The sequence below is a fragment of the Streptomyces sp. NPDC094032 genome, from assembly GCF_040303965.1.
Lineage (GTDB): Bacteria > Actinomycetota > Actinomycetes > Streptomycetales > Streptomycetaceae > Streptomyces.
On record NZ_JBEOUE010000041.1, the window covers coordinates 24673 to 42370 of the forward strand.

The following is a 17698-nucleotide window of genomic DNA, read 5'->3' on the forward strand; positions in this document are numbered from 1 at the left end:
CGCCCGCCATTGATCCTTACCGAGGAAGGCGGGATGATGACGGCCATGATCGTCGCAGCCACCCAGTTCGCCCCGGTCGCCGGGGACATCGCCGCCAACGTCCGTACCGTCGCCGGTCTCGTCCGGGCCGCCGGGGCCGAGGGGGCCAGGGTCGTCGTCTTCGCCGAGCTGGCCCTCACCGGCTACGAGCCGAGCCTGGTCCGGGACACCCCGGACCTGGTCCTCACCGAGGACGACCCCCGCCTCGAACCCGTACGGGAGGCCTGCCGGGAGGCGTCGGCGGCGGCCGTCGTCAACGGGCCCGTGCGCACGGCCTCGGGGCGGCCCGCCATCACCACGCTGGTGATCGGCCCGGACGGCTCGACGCTCACCCGCTACGACAAGCGGCACTTGTACGGGGTGGAGGCCGAGGTCTTCGCGCCGGGCACCGCCGACGGGCGCTTCGCGCTCGACGGCGTCCGTTTCGCGACCGCCACCTGCTACGACAACCGCTTCCCGGAGCTGGCCGAGCGGGCGGCGGCGGACGGCTGCGCCGTCTATCTGGCGAGCTCGGTGCTCGACGCGGCCAACGACTCGTTCGAGAAGGTCTATCCGGTACGGGCCCGGGACTTCGGCCTGTACGTGGTCCTGGGCAACGTCCTCGGCGCCAACGAGGACGGCGTCGGCGCCGGTCTCGCCGGGGCGTGGGGCCCGGACGGGCGCCGGATCGCCGACGCGGGCGGGGAGCGGGCGGGGTACGTGCTGGCGGAGGTGCCCGACGCCCGGTGACGCGGAAGTGCCGGACGGCCGGTGAGCGGGTCACCGGCCGTCCGGCGGGGGAAGCCGCCGCGGAACCCCCGGTCCGCGACGGCGCCCCGGCCCCTTACGGGGCGCTCAGACCCAGCGTGTACGCGCCGGAGCCGCTGTAGGCGTGGACCACATAGCGGTAGTAGCCCGCGGTGCCGTAGTACGAGGTGTCCTCATCGGCACCGGCGGTGCCGCCGACCGCCACGTCCGCCCAGGCCGACCCGTTCCACTTCTGGAGGTAGAGGTCGAAGTCGGCGCCGGCCGGGCCGCGCAGGCAGCCCACGTGGGTGCCGGCGGTGGCCGAGTAGTAGTAGGAGCCGTCCGGCTGGGCCTGGGCCTGACCGGAGGCCAGGGTGCCCTGGTAGGTGTACTCGGTGTTGTCGCAGCCCGTGGGCTGCGGGTTCCCGGAGCCGACCGTCAGCTGGTAGGTCACCGTGTGGGTGGCCGAGCCGGTGCCGGTGACGGTGATCGCGTAGCTGCCGTTGGGCGTGCCGGCCGCGGTCTGCACGGTCATCGTCGAGGAGCCGCCCGAGGTCACCGAGGACGGGCTGAAGGAGACGGTGACGCCGCTCGGGGCGCCGCTCGCGGAGAGCTGCACGGACTGCGCGCTGCCGCCGGTGGTGCTCGTGTTCACCGTGGAGGTGACCGAGGCGCCCGGCTGGACCGAGCCGGAGGACGGGTTCAGGGCCAGCGAGAAGTCCGGGGTGGTGGTGCCGCCGCAGTCGGTCTCACCGGACTGGGCCGGGACGCCGATCGCGTTCCAGGCGGCCTTCACCGCGTTGCACTCGGCGCTGCCGTAGGTGTTCTTGGCGGTGGTGAGGGTCGCCCTGCGGGCGGCCAGGTGGTTCCAGGAGGAGGTCTTCATCAGCAGGGCGCCCATGAAGATCTTGCCGGCCTTCTGGATGCCGATGCCGGTCACCGAGGAGGGGCCGCCGGAACAGATCGGGCTGGTGGGCTTGCCGCCACCCGGGTTGTTGCCCTCGGCGAGCAGGTAGAACCAGTGGTTCTGCGGGCCCGCGCCCGCGTGGACCTCGGTGCCCGAGCTCAACTGGGTGTAGCAGTTGGGGTCGTTGTTGGCGAGCGAGGGGTTGTACATGTAGCGGATCGGCTTGTTGTCGCCGAGGAAGTTCAGCTTCTCGCCGACCGTGTAGTCCGGGGTGTCGTTGGGGTTGTTGGCGAAGTGCTCGGTGAGCGCGCCGAATATGTCGCCGGTGGACTCGTTCATCCCGCCCATCTCGTTGGACGAGCCGGAGCCGCCCGGAGTGCGGTCGAAGATCTCGTGGCCGTACTCGTGGGCCACCACGTCGATGCCGGTGAGCTGCATCGTGCCGCCCTGGTTGCGGCCGAACGTGGTCTTGGTGCCGTCGTAGTAGGCGTTGACCTCGGTGAGCCCGGCGCGGGCCGGGACCATGCCGCCCTGCCCGTTCTGGCCGTTGTAGCCGAACCACTGCTTCAGCATGTCGGACTCGCGCTGGGCCGCGTACATGATGTCGACGCAGGCGGTCACCAGGTCGTTGGCGGAGCCGCTGCCCCACGGCGAGGAGCCGGTGTAGGCGCCGCCGTTCTGGCCGCCGCACTGGAAGCCGGAGCGGGTCGGGTCGGTCATGGAGCTCGCGGCGGTGTCGATGGTGACGGTGCCGTTGTGGTAGCCGCGCCCGTCGGCGTGCAGGATCTTGTCCGTGGAGCGGGCGACGGCGCCGGTGCGGGCGTCGACGTAGGTGTCGAGCGAGCTCGGGCGGCCCGCGGCGGTGCGGCCGACGACCAGGGTGTGCCAGGTGAGGACCGGCTTGTTCCCCTTGAGGAGCACGGTCAGTTCGGGGGCGCTCGCGCTCTCGACCTCGGCGAGCCGGCCCCGGGCGGTGGCCAGGGCGGCGGCGGAGCTCACCGTGGCCTTGGTGGAGAGCCGGATGGCCGGAGCGGGCGCGGAGGAGATGTCGCGGACCTTGCCGGAGCTGTCGGAGAGGACCACGGCGTCGCCGCCCGCCACCGGGAGCCCCTTGTAGGTGCGCTGGTAGGTGGCGTAGTAGAGGCCGCCCGACCAGGGGGTGACGGCGGTGCGGACGAGCTCCTCGTCGACGCCGTGGCGCAGTCCGTCGAGCCCGCTGTCGGCGGCCTTGTCGGCGGCGGCCAGCGCGAGGGACTTGCCGTGCCCGGGCGGTACGGGCTGCGGCGCGGGAGTCACGGCGGAGGCGGTACCCGCGAGGGTGCCCGCGAGGCTCGCCGTCAGCGCGAGCGCTGCCACGGTCGCCGAGAGTCTGGTGGGTTGCACGACTGCTCCGATCAGAGTGGGGGGAGACGGTGGGTCGCGCCGAGTATGTGCGTGGACATGGCAAGTCGGGGACATCTCACCGGACATAAGACGCGCGTTATGGATCGACGCCGCAGAACCCTGCCGTCCGCCCTCATCCGCTGCGTACGCTGCTGAAATGCAGTTGGAGCTGAGGCATCTCGAAGCCGTCTGCCGGATAGCGGAAGCGGGCAGTCTGGGGCGCGCCGCCGTCCGGCTCGGCGTCTCGCAGCCCGCGCTGTCCGCGCAGTTGCGGCGGATCGAACGGGCGGCGGGCGGCGAGCTGTTCGTCCGTGGCCGGCACGGCGTGGACCCCACCCCGCTGGGCGAGTTCGTGCTGTCCAAGGCGCGCCGGGTGCTCGGCGAGATGGACGCGCTCGCGGCCGGCGCCCGGGCCGCCGAGCCGCATCCGACGCTCCGGCTCGGATGCATCCTGCTGGTCCTGGTGGACGGCCTGATCGGCCGGCTCGACGAGGAGATGGAGGGGCAGGAGATCGCGGTCAGCATCGAGCACTCGGTGACGACGCTCAGCCGGATGCTCGGCGCCGGGCAGTACGACGCCATCGTGTACGGGGAGTGCAACGAGCACGAGGTGCCGCTCCCCGAGGGCACGGCGGCCCGCACGCTGATCCCGAAGGAACCGTTCTGCGTGCGGATGTCGGCCTCCCACCCGCTGGCCTCACGGGAGCGGGTGGAGCTCGCGGAGCTGGCGGGCGAGACCTGGATGACGATGGTGGAGGACGACGACGGCGGCCCGGAGGCGCTGGTAGCGGCCTGCCAGAAGGCCGGGTTCACCCCCGCGCTGCGCTACCGGATCGCCGACCGCAAGATGCACTACGACCTGATCGCGGCCGGCCGCGCGATCTCGGTGAGCCAGCCGACGGCGCCCCCCGCCGAGGGCACCGTGCTGCGTCCGCTGGTGGGCGACCCGATCACGGGCCGCGTCCGGCTCGCCTGGAACCGGGCGGCGGTCTCCGAGCGCCGGGCGGGACTGCTCTACCGCGCGGCGGGTCTCGCGTATCTGGCGAACGTGCCCAACAACGCCTTCCACCAGGCCTGGTGGGAGTCACGGCCGGAGCTGCATCCGGTCCTGGACTGAGCGGCGCGGCGGTGGCGCTCAGGCGCCGGAGGAGGCCCCCTGGACGGGCTGGTGGCCGTCGGTGCCGTTGGTGCCGTTGGTGCCGTTGGTGCCGTTGGTGCCGTTGGTGCCCTCGGCGTCCTCGCCGTCCGTCTCGCCGTTCAGGTCGCGGGCCATCAGGGTGGCTCCGGCGACCGCGCCCGGCATCAGCAGGACGGCGACGAACGGGACGAGGAAGGCGAGGGTGAGGGGGACGCCGAAGCCGAGGGCGGCCATCCGGCGTCCGCGCAGCAGGCCGAGCCGCTGCTTGAGCTCGATCCCCCGGCGCTGGAGCGCGACCGCCGTCAGCTCCTCGGTGAGGAAGAAGCCGGAGACGCAGAAGCCGAGCGCGGGGACGACCGTCTGCCCGACCACCGGGATGAACCCGGCGGCGAAGAGCAGCACGCCGTAGAGCGCCACCCGGACCAGCACCCGCAGGCTGTCGCGGGCCGAGATCCACAGGTCCTTCCAGAGCGGAAGCCCGGACTCCGGCACGTCGCCGCCCCGGCTGCGGTCGACCTCCTCGGAGAGCGACTCGTAGAAGGGCTGGCCGACCAGGAGCGTCACGGCGGTGAAGGTGATCACCGCGAGGAAGAGGCCGAGCGCGAAGACCAGGAAGGTCAGCGTGCCCCGGAACACGCCCTGCCACGGCGAGGTCCAGTCGTCGGCGAACGGGGTGGCCCAGGCCGTCAGGTCGTCGGCGCCGTAGAAGAGGCCGACGAGCGCCCCCACGTAGAGGACGAAGGTCACCAGACCCGGCAGCAGCCCGAACCCGAACCACCGTCCGTGCCGTCCGACCCACTTCTGACCTTGCAGCAGGTAACCGAATCCCGCCCCGAAATCGCGCATGGTGATCACCCTAACGGCGGGCGGCCCGAGGCCCTCTTGTTGTTCCCGAGTTGAGACGGTAGACCCCTCCGTAATGATCATCGGGCCCAGTTACGGAGGTTCGCACGCATGGCACGACCCCGTTCCGTTCTGATCACCACCACCTGCGCCGCGCTCGGGGCGCTGGTCCTCACCGCGCTCCCGGCGAGCGCCGCGCCGCCGGGCCCGCCCGGCCGGACGGACCACGCGCCCCGTCCCGTACGGGAGGACGGCGGGCCGGAGTCCGCCGCGTCCCGGCTGCCCCGGGCGTTCGGCGCGCCCGACGCGGCCCCGGCGGCGCGCCCCGGCACCGGCTATCCGCGCCGCACGGCCCTGACCGTGCCGCCGGTGGACCCGGCCGACAGGTCGGTCAAGCTGGGGCTCGCCCCGTACCACGCGCTCGCGCCGCGCCTCAACGCCCTCCAGCGGCTGGGCGACCGGGTGAGCGTCGAGGTCGCCGGGCGCTCGGCCGGCGGGCACGAGCTGTACCTGGTCACGGTCACCGCGCCGGAGTCCGCCGGGCAGAGCCGTGAGCAGGAGCGGATGCGCGAGCGGATCGAGAACGCGCCCGCCGCGGCCGCCAAGGACCCCCGGATCAAGGCCGCGTACAAGACGCCGGTCTTCTTCAACAACAACATCCACGGCAACGAGTGGGAGGGCACGGACGCGGCCCTGAAGCTGATCGAGGAGCTGGCCACCGCCACCGACCGCAAGACGGCCGGGCTGCTCGCGCGCACCCGGATCTACCTCAACGTGACGGCCAACCCGGACGGCCGGATCGCGGGCACCCGCACCAATGCGAACGGCTTCGACCTCAACCGCGACTTCGTCACCGCCTCCCAGCCGGAGGCGCGGGCGATCCGCCGGATCGCGATCGACAAGCAGCCGGCCGTGATGCTGGACCTGCACGGCTATGTCAACGGCACCCTGATCGAGCCGACCACCCCGCCGCACGGCGAGAACTACGAGTACGACCTGTTCCTGAAGAACTCCTACGCCAACGCGCTCGGCATGGAGAAGGCCGTCAACGGGCTCGGCTACACCCCGGCGAAGGACGGCGTGGAGCCCGCGGTCATCCCGTTCCGCGACATGCCGGAGGGCTGGGACGACTGGCCGCCCATCTTCACCCCGCAGTACATGCCGTTCCAGGGCGCGGTGGCCGCGCACACCATCGAGTTCCCGATGGCGGTGAACAACGAGGAGTACGACACGCTGCCGGTGGCGGAGCTGCGCCGCCGCTCGGCGATCAACGTCGGCATAGCGGGCGTGGCGATGCGGGCCGCCCTCGACTACACGGACGCGCACCGCGGCTCGGTGCTCGCGGACCAGATCGAGACCTTCCGGCGGGGCGCGGCGGGCGAGCCGCAGCGGCCGGTGTCGGAGAAGACCGTGCCGGGGGTGCCGGGGATCGGCCCGGAGGACGTCTACACGACGTCGTTCCCGCGCGCGTACGTGATCCCGGCGGGCCGCTCGCAGCGGTCGGCGGTGGCGGCGGCGCGGCTCGTGGACCATCTGGTCGCCAATGACGTACGGGTCGGGCGCGCGGCGGACGGTTCGTACGTGGTGGATCTGCGCCAGCCGAAGCGGGGCATCGCCAATGTGATCCTGGCGGACGGCCGGGACATCAGCGGCGACGTGTCGACGATGTACGACATCTCGGGGTGGAGCCTGGGGCTGCTGTGGGGCGCGACGGTACGCAGGGTGGAGCGCGGCCCGGTGCCGCCCGTGGTGGACACGGTCCACGCGGCGGCGCCGACCGGCTCGGTCGCGCCGCGCGGCGACCTGCTGCTGCGGCTCGACGACCCGAAGGAGCTGGTGGCGGTGAACGCGCTGCTCGCGCGGGGCGTCGCCGTGCGGCGTACGGAGAACGGGGCAGCGGTCGTGCCGGGTTCGGCGCGGAAAGCCGCCCGGGAGCTCGCGGAGCGGTACGGGGTGGTGTTCGGGGCCACGAAGGAGCGGGGCACGGCGCCGCTGGCCCGCACGCGGGTGGCGGCCTCGGCGTCGGCGGGCGAGCTGTTCGCGCTGCGGGAGATGGGCTTCGACGTGGTGCCGGTCTCGGCGGCGAGCCTGAACGGGGGCTTCCGCTGGGCGGCCGGGGACGTGCTGTACGTGTCGCGCGGCCTCGACTGGGCCGAGCTGAACCCGGCGGCCCGGTCGGCGCTGCGGGCGAGCGGCGCCGGTGTGGTCGCGGTCGGGGCGGACGGTGCCGCGTTCAACGCGGCGGCGGGGCTGCTGCCGGTGACGTCCGTCGCGGGCAACGGGGACGCCAACGGGGTGGTGCGGGTGCGCGGCGCGGGCTCCCCGCTGACCTCGGGCGCTCCGGGGCACGCCTTCGTCTACGCGCCGCTGTGGTTCACCGGGCTCGGGGCGGGGGTGCGGACGGACCTGTCGTACGCGCCGGTCGCGCCGCTGGTCTCGGGCCACTGGCGGCCGCTGGCGGACGGCCGGGGCGGTCCGGCGGACGCGGCCGGGTGGGCCGCGGTGGTGAGCGGCCGGACCGGATACGGCGCCCCGGTGGTCCTGATCGGCACGGAGCCGCTGTTCCGGGACCACCCGAAGGGGTCGTTCGCCCTGGTGGGAAGGGCCCTGCTGAGCCGCTGACCGGCTCGCGCGGGCACACGTGAAGGAGGGGCCGCACCTCGGTCGGTCGGGGTGCGGCCCCCTTCTACGGTATCCCGTGATCAGACCGCGAGCTCCACCGTGATGTTGCCGCGGGTCGCCTTGGAGTACGGGCAGACCTGGTGGGCCTTCTCGATCAGGCTCTTGGCGGTCTCGGCGTCCACGTTCGGAATGGTCGCCGAGATCTTCACGATGATGCCGAAGCCCTCGTCGTTCTTGCCGATGCCGACCTCGGCGGTGACCGTCGAGCCGGACACGTCCGCGTTCTCGTTGCGGGCGACGACGCCGAGCGCGCCCTGGAAGCAGGCGCTGTACCCGGCGGCGAAGAGCTGCTCCGGGTTGGTGCCGGCGCCGGAGCCGCCCATGGCCTTCGGCGGGTTCACGACGACGTCGAGCTGCCCGTCGTCGGTGGCGACCCGGCCGTCGCGGCCGTTCTCGGCGGTCGCGACGGCGGTGTACAGGACGTCGGAGTGCTGGATGGACATGCTGATGTCTACCTTCTTCGTTCGCCGCGACTCGCGCCCACGATCGCGACGGCTGAGGGAAGACTAGCGGGTCAGCGAGACGATCATCTTTCCGGTGTTCTCGCCGCGGAGCAGGCCGAGGAAGCCTTCCGCACCGTTCTCGATGCCCTCGACGAAGGTCTCGCCGTACTTCAGCTCACCGGAGCGCAGCCAGCCGCCGACCTCCTGGACGAACTGCTGCCGCATGCCGTAGTGGTCGCCGACGAGGACGCCCTGGAGACGGAGCCGCTTGCCGATGATCATGGCCATGTTGCGCGGGCCCGGGACCGGCTCGGTGTCGTTGTACTGCGCGATCATGCCGCAGATGGTGGCGCGGCCGTGCACGTTGAGCGAGGAGATCGCGGCTTCGAGGTGGTCGCCGCCGACGTTGTCGAAGTAGACGTCGATGCCGTCCGGGGCGGCCTCGCGGAGCTGGTCCTTGACCGGGCCGTTCTTGTAGTTGAAGGCGGCGTCGAAGCCGAGCTCCTCGACGAGCCACTTGACCTTCTCGTCGGAGCCGGCCGAGCCGATGACCCGGGAGGCGCCCTTGAGCTTCGCCATCTGGCCGACCTGGCTGCCGACGGCACCGGCCGCGCCGGAGACGAAGACGGCGTCGCCCTCCTTGAAGGAGGCCACGTCGAAGAGGCCCGCGTAGGCGGTGAGGCCCGTCATGCCGAGCACGCCGAGGTAGGTGGAGAGCGGGGCGAGCTCCGGGTCGACCTTGGTGGCCTGCTGGGCCGGCACCTGGGCGTACTCGCGCCAGCCGAGGCCGTGCAGCACGTGGTCGCCGACGGCGAAGCCCTCGGCGCTGGACGCGACGACCTCGCCGACCGCGCCGCCGTCCATGGGGTGGTCCAGCTGGAACGGGGGAATGTACGACTTGACGTCGTTCATGCGGCCGCGCATGTACGGGTCGACGGAGAAGTGCCGGTTGCGCACGAGGACGTGGCCCTCGGCGGGCTCGGCGACCGGGGTCTCGCGCAGGGCGAAGTCCGACGGCACGGGCCAGCCGTGCGGACGGGAGACGAGGTGCCACTCACGGCTGGACGCGGGCAGTGCGGACATCGGCGGAGCCTCCTAGAAATGCTTCATCAACTGAAACAACCATGCGCCTCAATATTTCATGCTGTCAAGTATCGGAGTACGATGAACCCATGTCCACCACACGCACGGACCCCCTGACGCTGGAAGTCGTGGATCTCATCGGCACCGTCGTGGCGCGCTACCACGACGAGTACGAGGAGGCCGCCGCCCAGCACGCCCTCACCGGCGCGCAGGCCCGCGTCCTCGGCCTGCTCTCGCTGGAGCCCACCCCCATGCGGAAGATCGCCGAGAAGCTCAAGTGCGAGCCGTCGAACGTGACGGGGATCATCGACCGCCTGGAGTCCCGCGGCCTCGCCGAGCGCCGCCCGGACCCCGGCGACCGCCGGGTGAAGGTGGCCGCCCCCACCGAGGAGGGCCGCGACGTCGCCCGCAGGCTGCGCGAGTCGCTGCGCTTCGCCCGCGAGCCGCTCGGCGAGCTGACCGAGGTCGAGCGCACCCTGCTCCGCGACCTCCTGAAGCGGATGCTCGGCACGGCGTAGCCGAGGGCCTCGCCCTAGGGCCTCGCCCTAGACGCACCACCACAGGAAGCGCGTGCACGTCGGGCTCGGCGTCGGGCTGGGGGGCGGGCTCGGCGTGCCCGTGGTCGGCGCCGGGCCGCTCGCCGTGGGCGAGGCGGAGCCGGAGGCCGTGGCGGTGGCGGTGGGCGTGACGGTCGGCGCCGGGGAGCCGGTGGACGTGCGCGGCGAGGTGCCGGGGCCGCCCCCGGAGCCCGCGCCCGGACCCGTACCGGACCCGGAGCCCGACCCCGAGCCCGTACCACCGCCCGAGGCGGATCCGCCCGAGCCGCCCGGGCGGTGCGAGGCGTGGCCGGTGGGCGTCGGACCGGCCGAATCCGGCCGCTCGACCGTCCCCGGCCCCTCGGACTCCTCGGGGCTCCCCGACGGGCTCGGCGGGTCCGGGTCGAGGGTGGTCTCGACGACCTCCTCCTCCCGCACCGCGGTCGCGGCGCCGCCCGTGTCGGGCTGCTCCAGGGCCAGCTTCGCCATGCTCAGCGCCCCGGCCGCGAGCACCAGACCGAGCGTGCCCACCAGGACCGTGCGCCCGCGTCGCGAGCGCGCCCGGCGCGCGGCGGCCCGCCCCGTGCCGGGGCGCGGCGGCTCCAGCGGGTCGAGCTCGAAGGCGTAACCGGACTCCGGCCCGGCCGGCGGGGGGAAGGCCGCCGGTTCGGCGATCGGGTGGGGGGCGCGGTACCGCAGCTCCTCGGCGGGGGTCCCGCAGCCGGCACAGGCCAGGGCGCCGTTGAGATGCCGTCGGCACTGGTGGCAGTAGTCCATGGCGCCCGCAGGCTATGCGCCCCATGGACACGACAGATAGCCGCGGACGTGAGGATCCTGTGAGGAAACCGCAGGTCGTGGGCGTGCCGTCGCTAATCTCCCCCTTCGGGCAGGATGGGCCCATGACCCCTGCCGCCCCCTTTGGGCCGGACGAGTTCCAACTCGTCCTGCTCCGCCGGATGGCCGACCATCAACCGGGACTCGTGGACGACGCGCTGCGCGCGCTGGGCACCACCCGCACCGCGATGCGCGAGGCGAACAAGCGCTGGCAGGCGCGGGCGCACGCCCCGCGCGCGGCGGGTGAACTCGACCGCTACCGGGCGGCGCTGGGCGAGCCGGAGGCGCGGCACGCGGTCCAGGGCTTCCCCGCCGGGCACGAGGCGTGGGTGTGGCCGGTGCCGCTCTGGCCCGAACTCCGCTTCTCGGTCTTCGCCGGGCCGGGCCGCGCCGTCTGGTCGAGGGCCCTGGTCAGGGCCCCGGGCGCCCCCGTACCCGCCCTGCGCACGGTGTCGGACCTGCGGCCGTGGCGGTGCGTGATCGACGAGGTCTACGCAGCGTTCCGCGACACCCGGGCACGCGAGCAGGCCGCCCCCACACTCACCCGCCTGGACTTCACCCTGCCCGACGGCTCCCCGTGCGCGGCGGAGTTCGCGTGGGGCCTCTTCCAGAGGCTGCTGCCGGTGACGCCCTGACAGACACGGACGGCACCGCCCGGCACCGCTGGCGCCGCGAGGCACTGCCGGGCATTGGCCGGCACCGCCAGGCACCGCCACGCACTGGCCGGCACCGCCAGGCGCCGCCGGGCACCGGTCGGCACAGACCGGCCCCAACCGACCCCGGCCAGCACCGACCGGCCGCGACAAGCCCCGACCGGCCCCGCCTGTCTCCCAGCCCCTCCCCCAACCCCACCCCCAAGCCTGACCCTCCGTCAGCGAACCCCTCCCCCGGGCGGCGCAGCCCAACGCGCGCCCCGGCCGGGGCGGCAGCACGATGCGAACAGGACCGCGCTCCGCGCACCGCCTCGCCCGTGCCAGCACCGCACTCCGGAGGAACGCCGTGACCGTCAGCCTTGAGCAGCTGCGCCGCTGCCATGTCGCCGTCGACCTGGGAGCAGCCCGCACCCGGGTCTTCGTCAAGGGCGCCGGACTCGTCGTCGACGAGCCGTCCGTCGCCGCAGTGAACACCCGTACCGGCGCGCTCATCGCCGTCGGCGCCCTGGCCGAGAAGATGACCGGCCGCACCCCGGACTACATCCGGGTGGTCCGCCCCGTCTCCGGCGGCACCGTCGTCGACATCGAGATGGCCCAGCGGATGCTCCGTCACCTGCTCGGCGACAAGCTCCGCCGCCAGCTGCGCCGCAAGCCCCGGCTGCGCGCCGCCGCCTGCACCCCGCACGACAGCGACCCGCTCGCCCAGCGCGCCGCCGTGGAGACCCTGGTCGGCCTCGGCGCCCGCCGGGTCGAACTGGTCGACACCCTGATCGCGGCGGCCGTGGGCTGCGGACTCCCGGTGGAGCAGCCCACCGCGACCATGATCATGGTGTGCGGGGCGGCCACCACCCAGGTCGCGGTGCTCTCGCTCGGCGCGATCGTCACCGCCGAGCGCGTCCCAGTCGGCGGCGACGCCATCGACCACGCGGTCATCCAGCACCTGCGCCACCAGCACGAGCTGATGCTGCCCAGCCAGTCGGTCCGCCCCCTGCAAGTGGCGCTGCACGGCAACGGCCTGACGCTCCAGGGCCCCACCTACACGGAGATCCACGGCCGGGACGTGGCGACCGGCCTGGCCCGTTCGGTGACCGTCGACACCGCCGCCGTACGGGAGGCCATCCAGACGCCGCTGACCGCCGTCCTCGACGGCATCGGCAAGGTCCTCCGCGACTGCCCGCCCGACCTGGTGGCCGACCTGGCGGACCGCGGCATCATGATGGTCGGCGGCAGCGCCCTGCTGCCGGGCCTCGACCAGATGCTGCGCGAGGCCACCGGGATGCCCGTGCACATCGCCGAGCGGCCCGACGTCTGCGCCGTGCTGGGCCTGGGCGCGATGCTGGAGGGCAAGATCCAGCCGCTGGTCCTCAACCCGCTGGCCGAAAGCGAATAGCCGGCGGCTGGGTGTTTTGTACGACAATGAGCCCATGCCGATCATGGACGAGCCCGGCGACGACCACGCCACCTCCCTGGTCCCCCGGCTTCCGATGCTGCTCGAAGCCGTCCTCGGCGTCGGCAGCGAGCTCGAACTGCGGGCCACCCTCCAGCACCTCGTGGAGACCGCGACCCAGCTGACCGGGGCCCGCTACGGGGCGCTCGGGGTCCTCGACCCCGAGCGCGGGACCGTGACCGACCTGTACACCTCCGGCCTCAGCGAGGCACAGCGGCGCCGGATCCGCCGGCTCCCCGAAGGGCCCCCGGGGACGAGCCCCTACCTCGGCGTGCCCATCCGGGTCCACACCGAGGTCTTCGGCAACCTCTACCTCACCGAGAAGCGCGAGGGCTCCTTCACCGAGGAGGACCACAGCCTGCTGCGCGTCCTCGCCTCCCAGGCCGGCATCGCCATCGGCAACGCCCGGCTGTACGAGACGGCCCGCCAGCGCGAACGGTGGATCGAGGGCGCCGCCGCCGTCACCACGGCGCTGCTCGCCGGCGAACCGGCCGAGAACGCCCTGATGACCGTCGCCGAACGGGCCAGGCTGCTCGCCGGCGCCACCGCGGGCGTGGTGCTCCAGCCCACCGAGGAGGGCGGGATGGAGATCGTCGCCGCCTCGACCACCGACGACCCCGGCGACCTGGTCGGCACGACGATCGCCCCCGGCTCCCCCGTCCTGGTGCAGCTGCTCGGCGGCGAACCCGTCTTCATCGAGGACTCGGCGAGCGACCCCCGGATGACCACCCACGTCCGCAGCCGCTTCGGGCCCTCGATGATGCTGCCGCTCCAGAGCGGCGGGAAGCTGATCGGCACCCTCGCGCTGCCCCGGCGGCGCGGCGACCGCCCGTACACGGCGGTGGACCGGCTGCTCGCCGCCCAGTTCGCCTCGCAGGCGGCCCTCGCCCTGGTCCTCGCCGACGCCCAGCACGACCGGGAGCGGCTCGCCGTCTACGAGGACCGCGACCGGATCGCCCGCGACCTGCACGACCTGGTCGTCCAGCGCCTCTTCGCCACCGAGATGATGCTGGAGTCGACCCGGCGCAGGGCGGACGACTCCTCCGACGAGGACACGCTCCTCGGGCGGGCGGTCGACGAGCTGGACTCGACGATCCAGGAGGTCCGCACGACCATCTTCGCGCTCCAGCAGCCGCCCGCGGACGCGCCCACCTCGTTCCGCGGCCGGGTGCTGCGGGAGACCGGCGGCGCGGCGGCGCTGCTCGGCTTCCAGCCCTCCGTGCACTTCTCCGGCGCCGTCGACACCCTCGCCGACGAGACCTCCGCCGACGGGCTGCTGGCCGCCCTGCGGGGCGCGCTGGCCGCGGCACACCGCCGCCCCGGCGTCACGGCGGTGACGGTCGAGGTGGAAGCCGACGAGACGGGACTGCACCTAAGCGTGGAGACCGACGGCACCCCGCCGACGACGGTGACGTGGCCATAGGTCGAGCCCGTACGGCGTAACCCCGCGCGCACGGCCCCCGCCCCCGATCTTGACTGGGTTCGTGGACACCGAAGCGAAGATCCCCGCGGCCGCCTACCGCAACCTGGCCATGGCGACCATCGGCTTCACGCTCACCTTCTGGGCCTGGGACCTGATCGCCCCGCTCGCGAGCTGGTACGGGGACCGCCTCTCGCTCAGCTCCTTCGAGCAGTCCCTGCTCGTAGCCGTCCCCGTCCTGGTCGGCTCCCTGGGCCGCATCCCGGCAGGCGCGCTCACCGACCGCTACGGCGCCCGCCGGATGTTCCCACTGGCCGCCGCGCTCACCATCATCCCCGTCCTCCTCCTGACCGTGGTCAAGGACTCGTACCCGCTGATGCTGGCCGTCGGCTTCCTCCTCGGCCTCGGCGGCACGACGTTCGCGATCGGCATCCCGCTGGTCAACTCCTGGTTCCCGCCGGCCAAGCGCGGCTTCGCCCTCGGGGTCTTCGGCATGGGCATGGGCGGCGTGGCGCTGTCCGGCTACTTCACCCCCCGCATCGCCAAGCACGGCGAGAACCTCCCCTTCCTCGTGGTGGCCATCGCCCTCGCCGCGTACGCCGTACTGGCCGCCCTCCTCATCACGGACCGCCCCGACCGCCCGGTCCCCGCCGCCTCCCTGGCCCACCGCCTAGGCCAAGCAGGCCGACTGCGAGTCACCTGGGAGCTTTCAGCCCTGTACGCGATCGGCTTCGGCGGCATCGTCGCGTTCGGCGTCTATCTGCCGACGTACCTGAAGACCTGGTACGAGCTCGACCCGACCGACGCGGGCACCAAGGCGGCCGGATTCGCCCTGGTGACGGTCGTGTTCCGGCCGATCGGCGGCTGGCTCTCGGACCGGGTGCACCCCGCCCTGGTGACCTCCGCCGCGCTCGCCGTCGTCGCGCTCCTCGCGATCGTCCAGGCCTTCGACCCACCGTTGAACCCCGGCGGCACCACGGCCCTGCTCCTCATGGCGGCGGGCCTCGGCACCGCGAGCGGCTCCGTCTTCGCCCTGGTCTCCCAGGTCACCCCGCAGTCCCAGGTGGGCAGCGTCACCGGCATCGTCGGCGCGATGGGCGGCCTCGGCGGCTTCGTCCCGCCGCTGGTCATGGGCGCCATCTACAGCGCCAAGGGCTCGTACTCGATCGGCTTCATGCTCCTGTCCGACCTGGCCCTCGCGGGCTGCGTCTACGCGTACGGCCGGATGCGCAACGTCCGGCCCGAGGGCGACGACGCGCCGCCCGGGGTGAGCAAGGTCGCAGCGCGCCGCCCCTGACGCCTGGGCAGAATGCCTCCATGAGCGCCCTGTTCCCGGCCCTGAGGGACCGATCCGACCAGCCCGCCCTGCGCTTCGGCGCGGAGACCCTGACGTACGAGGAACTGGCGCGCGCCGCCGGGGCCCTGGCGGTACGGATCATGGGCGCCGGACGCGTCGCGGTCTGGGCCACGCCCACCGCCGAGACCGCCGTCGGCGTGGTCGCCGCGCTCCTCGAAGGGGTGCCGGTCGTCCCGGTCAACCCGCGGACCGGCGCGCGCGAGCTGGCGCACATCCTCGCCGACAGCGCGCCCGCCGTGGTGCTCGCGGGCGCCGGGGACGAGCTGCCCCCAGGACTCGCGGAGCTGCCCCGGATCGACGTGGAGACCCGGGTCCCGCACTTCAGCCCCCTCAGCGCCGCCACCGCCTTCGCCGGCGGACCCGACGACCCCGAGTCCCCCGCCCTGATCGTCTACACCTCCGGCACGACGGGCCCGCCCAAGGGCGTCGTGCTCTCCCACCGGGCCGTCGCCGCCTCGCTGGACGCCCTGGAGGAGGCCTGGAAATGGACGTCCGAAGACATCCTCGTACACGCCCTGCCGCTCTTCCACGTCCACGGCCTGATCCTCGGCGTCCTCGGCCCCCTGCGACGCGGCGGCGAGGTACGACACCTGGGCACCTTCTCCGTGGAAGGCGTAGCCGGCGAACTCGGCGACGGCGGCGGAACGATGCTCTTCGGCGTCCCGACCATGTACCACCGGCTCGCCGAGGCACTCCCCCACGACCCCGCACTGCTCCGGGCACTCACCGGCGCCCGCCTCCTCGTCTCCGGCTCGGCGTCCCTGCCCGTGCACGACCACGAGCGGATCACCTCGGCGACAGGCCGCACGGTGATCGAGCGCTACGGCATGACCGAGACGCTCATGAACACCTCCGTCCCCGTCGGCTCGGACCCCCGCCCCGGCTCGGTCGGATTGCCACTGCGCGGGGTGGAGCTGCGCCTGGTGGAGGAGGACGGCTCGGTCCTCACCGCACACGACGGGGAGACCGTCGGCGAGATCGAGGTCAGGGGCCCGAACCTGTTCACCGCCTACCTCAACCGCCCGGACGCCACGGCGGCGGCGTTCGCCGACGGCGGCTGGTTCCGCACCGGGGACATGGCGGTACGGGAGCCCGACGGCTACGTCCGGATCGTCGGCCGCAAGGCCACCGACCTCATCAAGAGCGGCGGTTACAAGATCGGCGCGGGCGAGATCGAGAACGCCCTGCTCGACCACCCCGAGGTGGCCGAGGCGGCCGTGACCGGCGAGCCCGACCCGGACCTGGGCGAGCGGATCGTGGCCTGGGTGGTCCCCACGGACCCGACCAAACCACCCAAGCCCGACACCCTGGCAGCCCACGTCACCGCCCTCCTAGCCCCCCACAAGCGCCCCCGCGAGGTCCGCTACCTGAAGGCTCTGCCCCGCAACGACATGGGCAAGATCCTGAAGAAGGCACTACCCGGACCCCCCGATGCCTGACCGCCTCACGGCCCGCCAGGCCGCAGCCCTCCTCACGGACGACTTCACACTCAACCCCCCTCCCCCACCCTCCCAGCCCCCCGACGGCCCCCTCGCCTGGACCGGCTACGACACCTCTCGCGCCCGGGCAGCCGAACGCACCGGCGAGGACGAGTCCGTCCTGTACGGCACGGCGACCGTAGGCGGCCACCCCTGCGTGTTGGTGGTCTTCGAATTCGGCTTCCTGGGCGGCTCGCTGGGCCGTGCGGCCGGCGACCGACTGGTAGCCGCCTACCGCGAGGCGGCCGAACGCCGCGTCCCCCTGGTCTCCCTCGTCGCGACCGGCGGCAGCCGCATGCAGGAGGGCATGGTCGCCCTGGCCCAGCTCCAGCGCGTGGCCGCCGCAGCGGTCCGCCTCCGCGCGGCGGGCGTACCCCACGTGACCGTGCTGCGCGACCCGTCGACCGGCGGCGGCTGGGCAACAGTAGGCGCCGCAGCAGACATCATCCTGGCCCTACCGTCGGCACAGGTCGCCTTCGCAGGCTCAAGGGTCCGCCCACCAACCGCAGACCCCACGGCGTACACAGCGGAATCCCAGCAAACCCACGGCCACGTGGACGCCCTGGTCCAGCCGGAACACCTCCGCGAAACCATCGCCCTCTGGCTACGCCTACTGAGCGCACCCGCCAGCCGAACGACGGCGGAAGGGGGCCGGCGCGGGGGTGGGGGTGTCCGGACGTGGCGGCGCCCGGAACGAGCGAAGCGAAGTGGAGGTCGCAGTCCGGACAC

15 protein-coding genes are annotated in these 17698 nt (G+C 73.3%); 10 read left to right on the forward strand and 5 right to left on the reverse strand.

Translation table 11 applies throughout. The features are described 5' to 3' along the window. The first annotated feature begins 45 nt into the window (after positions 1-45). On the forward strand, positions 46-768 hold the full coding sequence (locus ABTZ54_RS33920; RefSeq protein ID WP_351671190.1) for a carbon-nitrogen hydrolase family protein: 723 nt from the start codon (positions 46-48) through the stop codon (positions 766-768). 94 nt (positions 769-862) lie between these two features. On the opposite strand, the gene ABTZ54_RS33925 is transcribed toward ABTZ54_RS33920, so the two are convergent. Then, on the reverse strand, positions 863-3055 hold the full coding sequence (locus tag ABTZ54_RS33925) for a M4 family metallopeptidase (RefSeq protein ID WP_351671193.1): 2193 nt from the start codon (positions 3053-3055) through the stop codon (positions 863-865). 157 nt (positions 3056-3212) lie between these two features. Here ABTZ54_RS33925 and ABTZ54_RS33930 point away from each other — a divergent pair, with 157 nt between their 5' ends. Next, the gene (locus ABTZ54_RS33930; protein ID WP_351671196.1) at positions 3213-4172 is read left to right on the forward strand and encodes a LysR family transcriptional regulator; all 960 of its coding nucleotides are present in this window, start codon (positions 3213-3215) and stop codon (positions 4170-4172) included. 18 nt (positions 4173-4190) lie between these two features. Here ABTZ54_RS33930 and ABTZ54_RS33935 read toward each other — a convergent pair whose 3' ends face one another. Next, positions 4191-5039, reverse strand: a complete 849-nt coding sequence (locus ABTZ54_RS33935; protein WP_351671199.1) for an EI24 domain-containing protein — start codon at positions 5037-5039, stop codon at positions 4191-4193. A 108-nt stretch (positions 5040-5147) separates the two neighbouring features. Here ABTZ54_RS33935 and ABTZ54_RS33940 point away from each other — a divergent pair, with 108 nt between their 5' ends. Continuing rightward, positions 5148-7658, forward strand: coding sequence for a M14 family zinc carboxypeptidase (locus ABTZ54_RS33940; RefSeq protein WP_351671202.1), 2511 nt, complete (start codon positions 5148-5150; stop codon positions 7656-7658). Between the two features lie 80 nt (positions 7659-7738). On the opposite strand, the gene ABTZ54_RS33945 is transcribed toward ABTZ54_RS33940, so the two are convergent. After that, entirely contained in the window at positions 7739-8161 is a 423-nt protein-coding gene (locus ABTZ54_RS33945) for an organic hydroperoxide resistance protein (RefSeq protein WP_046911604.1), read from the reverse strand. Between the two features lie 63 nt (positions 8162-8224). Further along, entirely contained in the window at positions 8225-9244 is a 1020-nt protein-coding gene (locus ABTZ54_RS33950; protein WP_351671206.1) for an NADP-dependent oxidoreductase, read from the reverse strand. An 89-nt stretch (positions 9245-9333) separates the two neighbouring features. Here ABTZ54_RS33950 and ABTZ54_RS33955 point away from each other — a divergent pair, with 89 nt between their 5' ends. Continuing rightward, positions 9334-9762: a MarR family winged helix-turn-helix transcriptional regulator gene (locus ABTZ54_RS33955; protein WP_351671209.1), complete on the forward strand. Its 429-nt coding sequence runs from the start codon at positions 9334-9336 to the stop codon at positions 9760-9762. Positions 9763-9789: 27 nt separating this feature from the next. Here the strand turns inward: ABTZ54_RS33955 and ABTZ54_RS33960 are convergent, their stop codons facing one another. After that, positions 9790-10557 (reverse strand): SCO2400 family protein, encoded by a 768-nt coding sequence (locus ABTZ54_RS33960; protein WP_351671212.1) that lies wholly within the window; start codon positions 10555-10557, stop codon positions 9790-9792. Positions 10558-10679: 122 nt separating this feature from the next. Here ABTZ54_RS33960 and ABTZ54_RS33965 point away from each other — a divergent pair, with 122 nt between their 5' ends. From ABTZ54_RS33965 to ABTZ54_RS33990, 6 genes are all read left to right on the forward strand, one after another. Next, positions 10680-11249: a hypothetical protein gene (locus ABTZ54_RS33965; protein WP_351671215.1), complete on the forward strand. Its 570-nt coding sequence runs from the start codon at positions 10680-10682 to the stop codon at positions 11247-11249. Positions 11250-11613: 364 nt separating this feature from the next. After that, positions 11614-12657 (forward strand): rod shape-determining protein, encoded by a 1044-nt coding sequence (locus ABTZ54_RS33970; protein ID WP_351671217.1) that lies wholly within the window; start codon positions 11614-11616, stop codon positions 12655-12657. A 34-nt stretch (positions 12658-12691) separates the two neighbouring features. Then, the gene (locus ABTZ54_RS33975) at positions 12692-14137 is read left to right on the forward strand and encodes a GAF domain-containing sensor histidine kinase (protein ID WP_351671220.1); all 1446 of its coding nucleotides are present in this window, start codon (positions 12692-12694) and stop codon (positions 14135-14137) included. A gap of 109 nt (positions 14138-14246) precedes the next feature. Beyond that, the gene (locus tag ABTZ54_RS33980) at positions 14247-15431 is read left to right on the forward strand and encodes an MFS transporter (RefSeq protein WP_351671232.1); all 1185 of its coding nucleotides are present in this window, start codon (positions 14247-14249) and stop codon (positions 15429-15431) included. Between the two features lie 20 nt (positions 15432-15451). Next, positions 15452-16930, forward strand: coding sequence for an acyl-CoA synthetase (locus ABTZ54_RS33985; protein ID WP_351671223.1), 1479 nt, complete (start codon positions 15452-15454; stop codon positions 16928-16930). Further along, positions 16923-17698 (forward strand): carboxyl transferase domain-containing protein (locus ABTZ54_RS33990; RefSeq protein ID WP_351671226.1); only part of this gene is annotated, 776 nt, incomplete at its 3' end. The genes ABTZ54_RS33985 and ABTZ54_RS33990, both read left to right, overlap by 8 nt.

Bases quoted from the DNA above. Each gene is read 5' to 3' on its own strand.
- ABTZ54_RS33985 (WP_351671223.1), top strand. From the start codon at position 15,452: ATGAGCGCCCTGTTCCCGGCCCTGAGGGACCGATCCGACCAGCCCGCC.
- ABTZ54_RS33960 (WP_351671212.1), bottom strand. From the start codon at position 10,557: ATGGACTACTGCCACCAGTGCCGACGGCATCTCAACGGCGCCCTGGCC.
- ABTZ54_RS33950 (WP_351671206.1), bottom strand. From the start codon at position 9,244: ATGTCCGCACTGCCCGCGTCCAGCCGTGAGTGGCACCTCGTCTCCCGT.
- ABTZ54_RS33920 (WP_351671190.1), top strand. From the start codon at position 46: ATGATCGTCGCAGCCACCCAGTTCGCCCCGGTCGCCGGGGACATCGCC.
- ABTZ54_RS33975 (WP_351671220.1), top strand. From the start codon at position 12,692: ATGCCGATCATGGACGAGCCCGGCGACGACCACGCCACCTCCCTGGTC.
- ABTZ54_RS33940 (WP_351671202.1), top strand. From the start codon at position 5,148: ATGGCACGACCCCGTTCCGTTCTGATCACCACCACCTGCGCCGCGCTC.
- ABTZ54_RS33935 (WP_351671199.1), bottom strand. From the start codon at position 5,039: ATGCGCGATTTCGGGGCGGGATTCGGTTACCTGCTGCAAGGTCAGAAG.
- ABTZ54_RS33955 (WP_351671209.1), top strand. From the start codon at position 9,334: ATGTCCACCACACGCACGGACCCCCTGACGCTGGAAGTCGTGGATCTC.
- ABTZ54_RS33930 (WP_351671196.1), top strand. From the start codon at position 3,213: ATGCAGTTGGAGCTGAGGCATCTCGAAGCCGTCTGCCGGATAGCGGAA.
- ABTZ54_RS33980 (WP_351671232.1), top strand. From the start codon at position 14,247: ATGGCGACCATCGGCTTCACGCTCACCTTCTGGGCCTGGGACCTGATC.
- ABTZ54_RS33965 (WP_351671215.1), top strand. From the start codon at position 10,680: ATGACCCCTGCCGCCCCCTTTGGGCCGGACGAGTTCCAACTCGTCCTG.
- ABTZ54_RS33945 (WP_046911604.1), bottom strand. From the start codon at position 8,161: ATGTCCATCCAGCACTCCGACGTCCTGTACACCGCCGTCGCGACCGCC.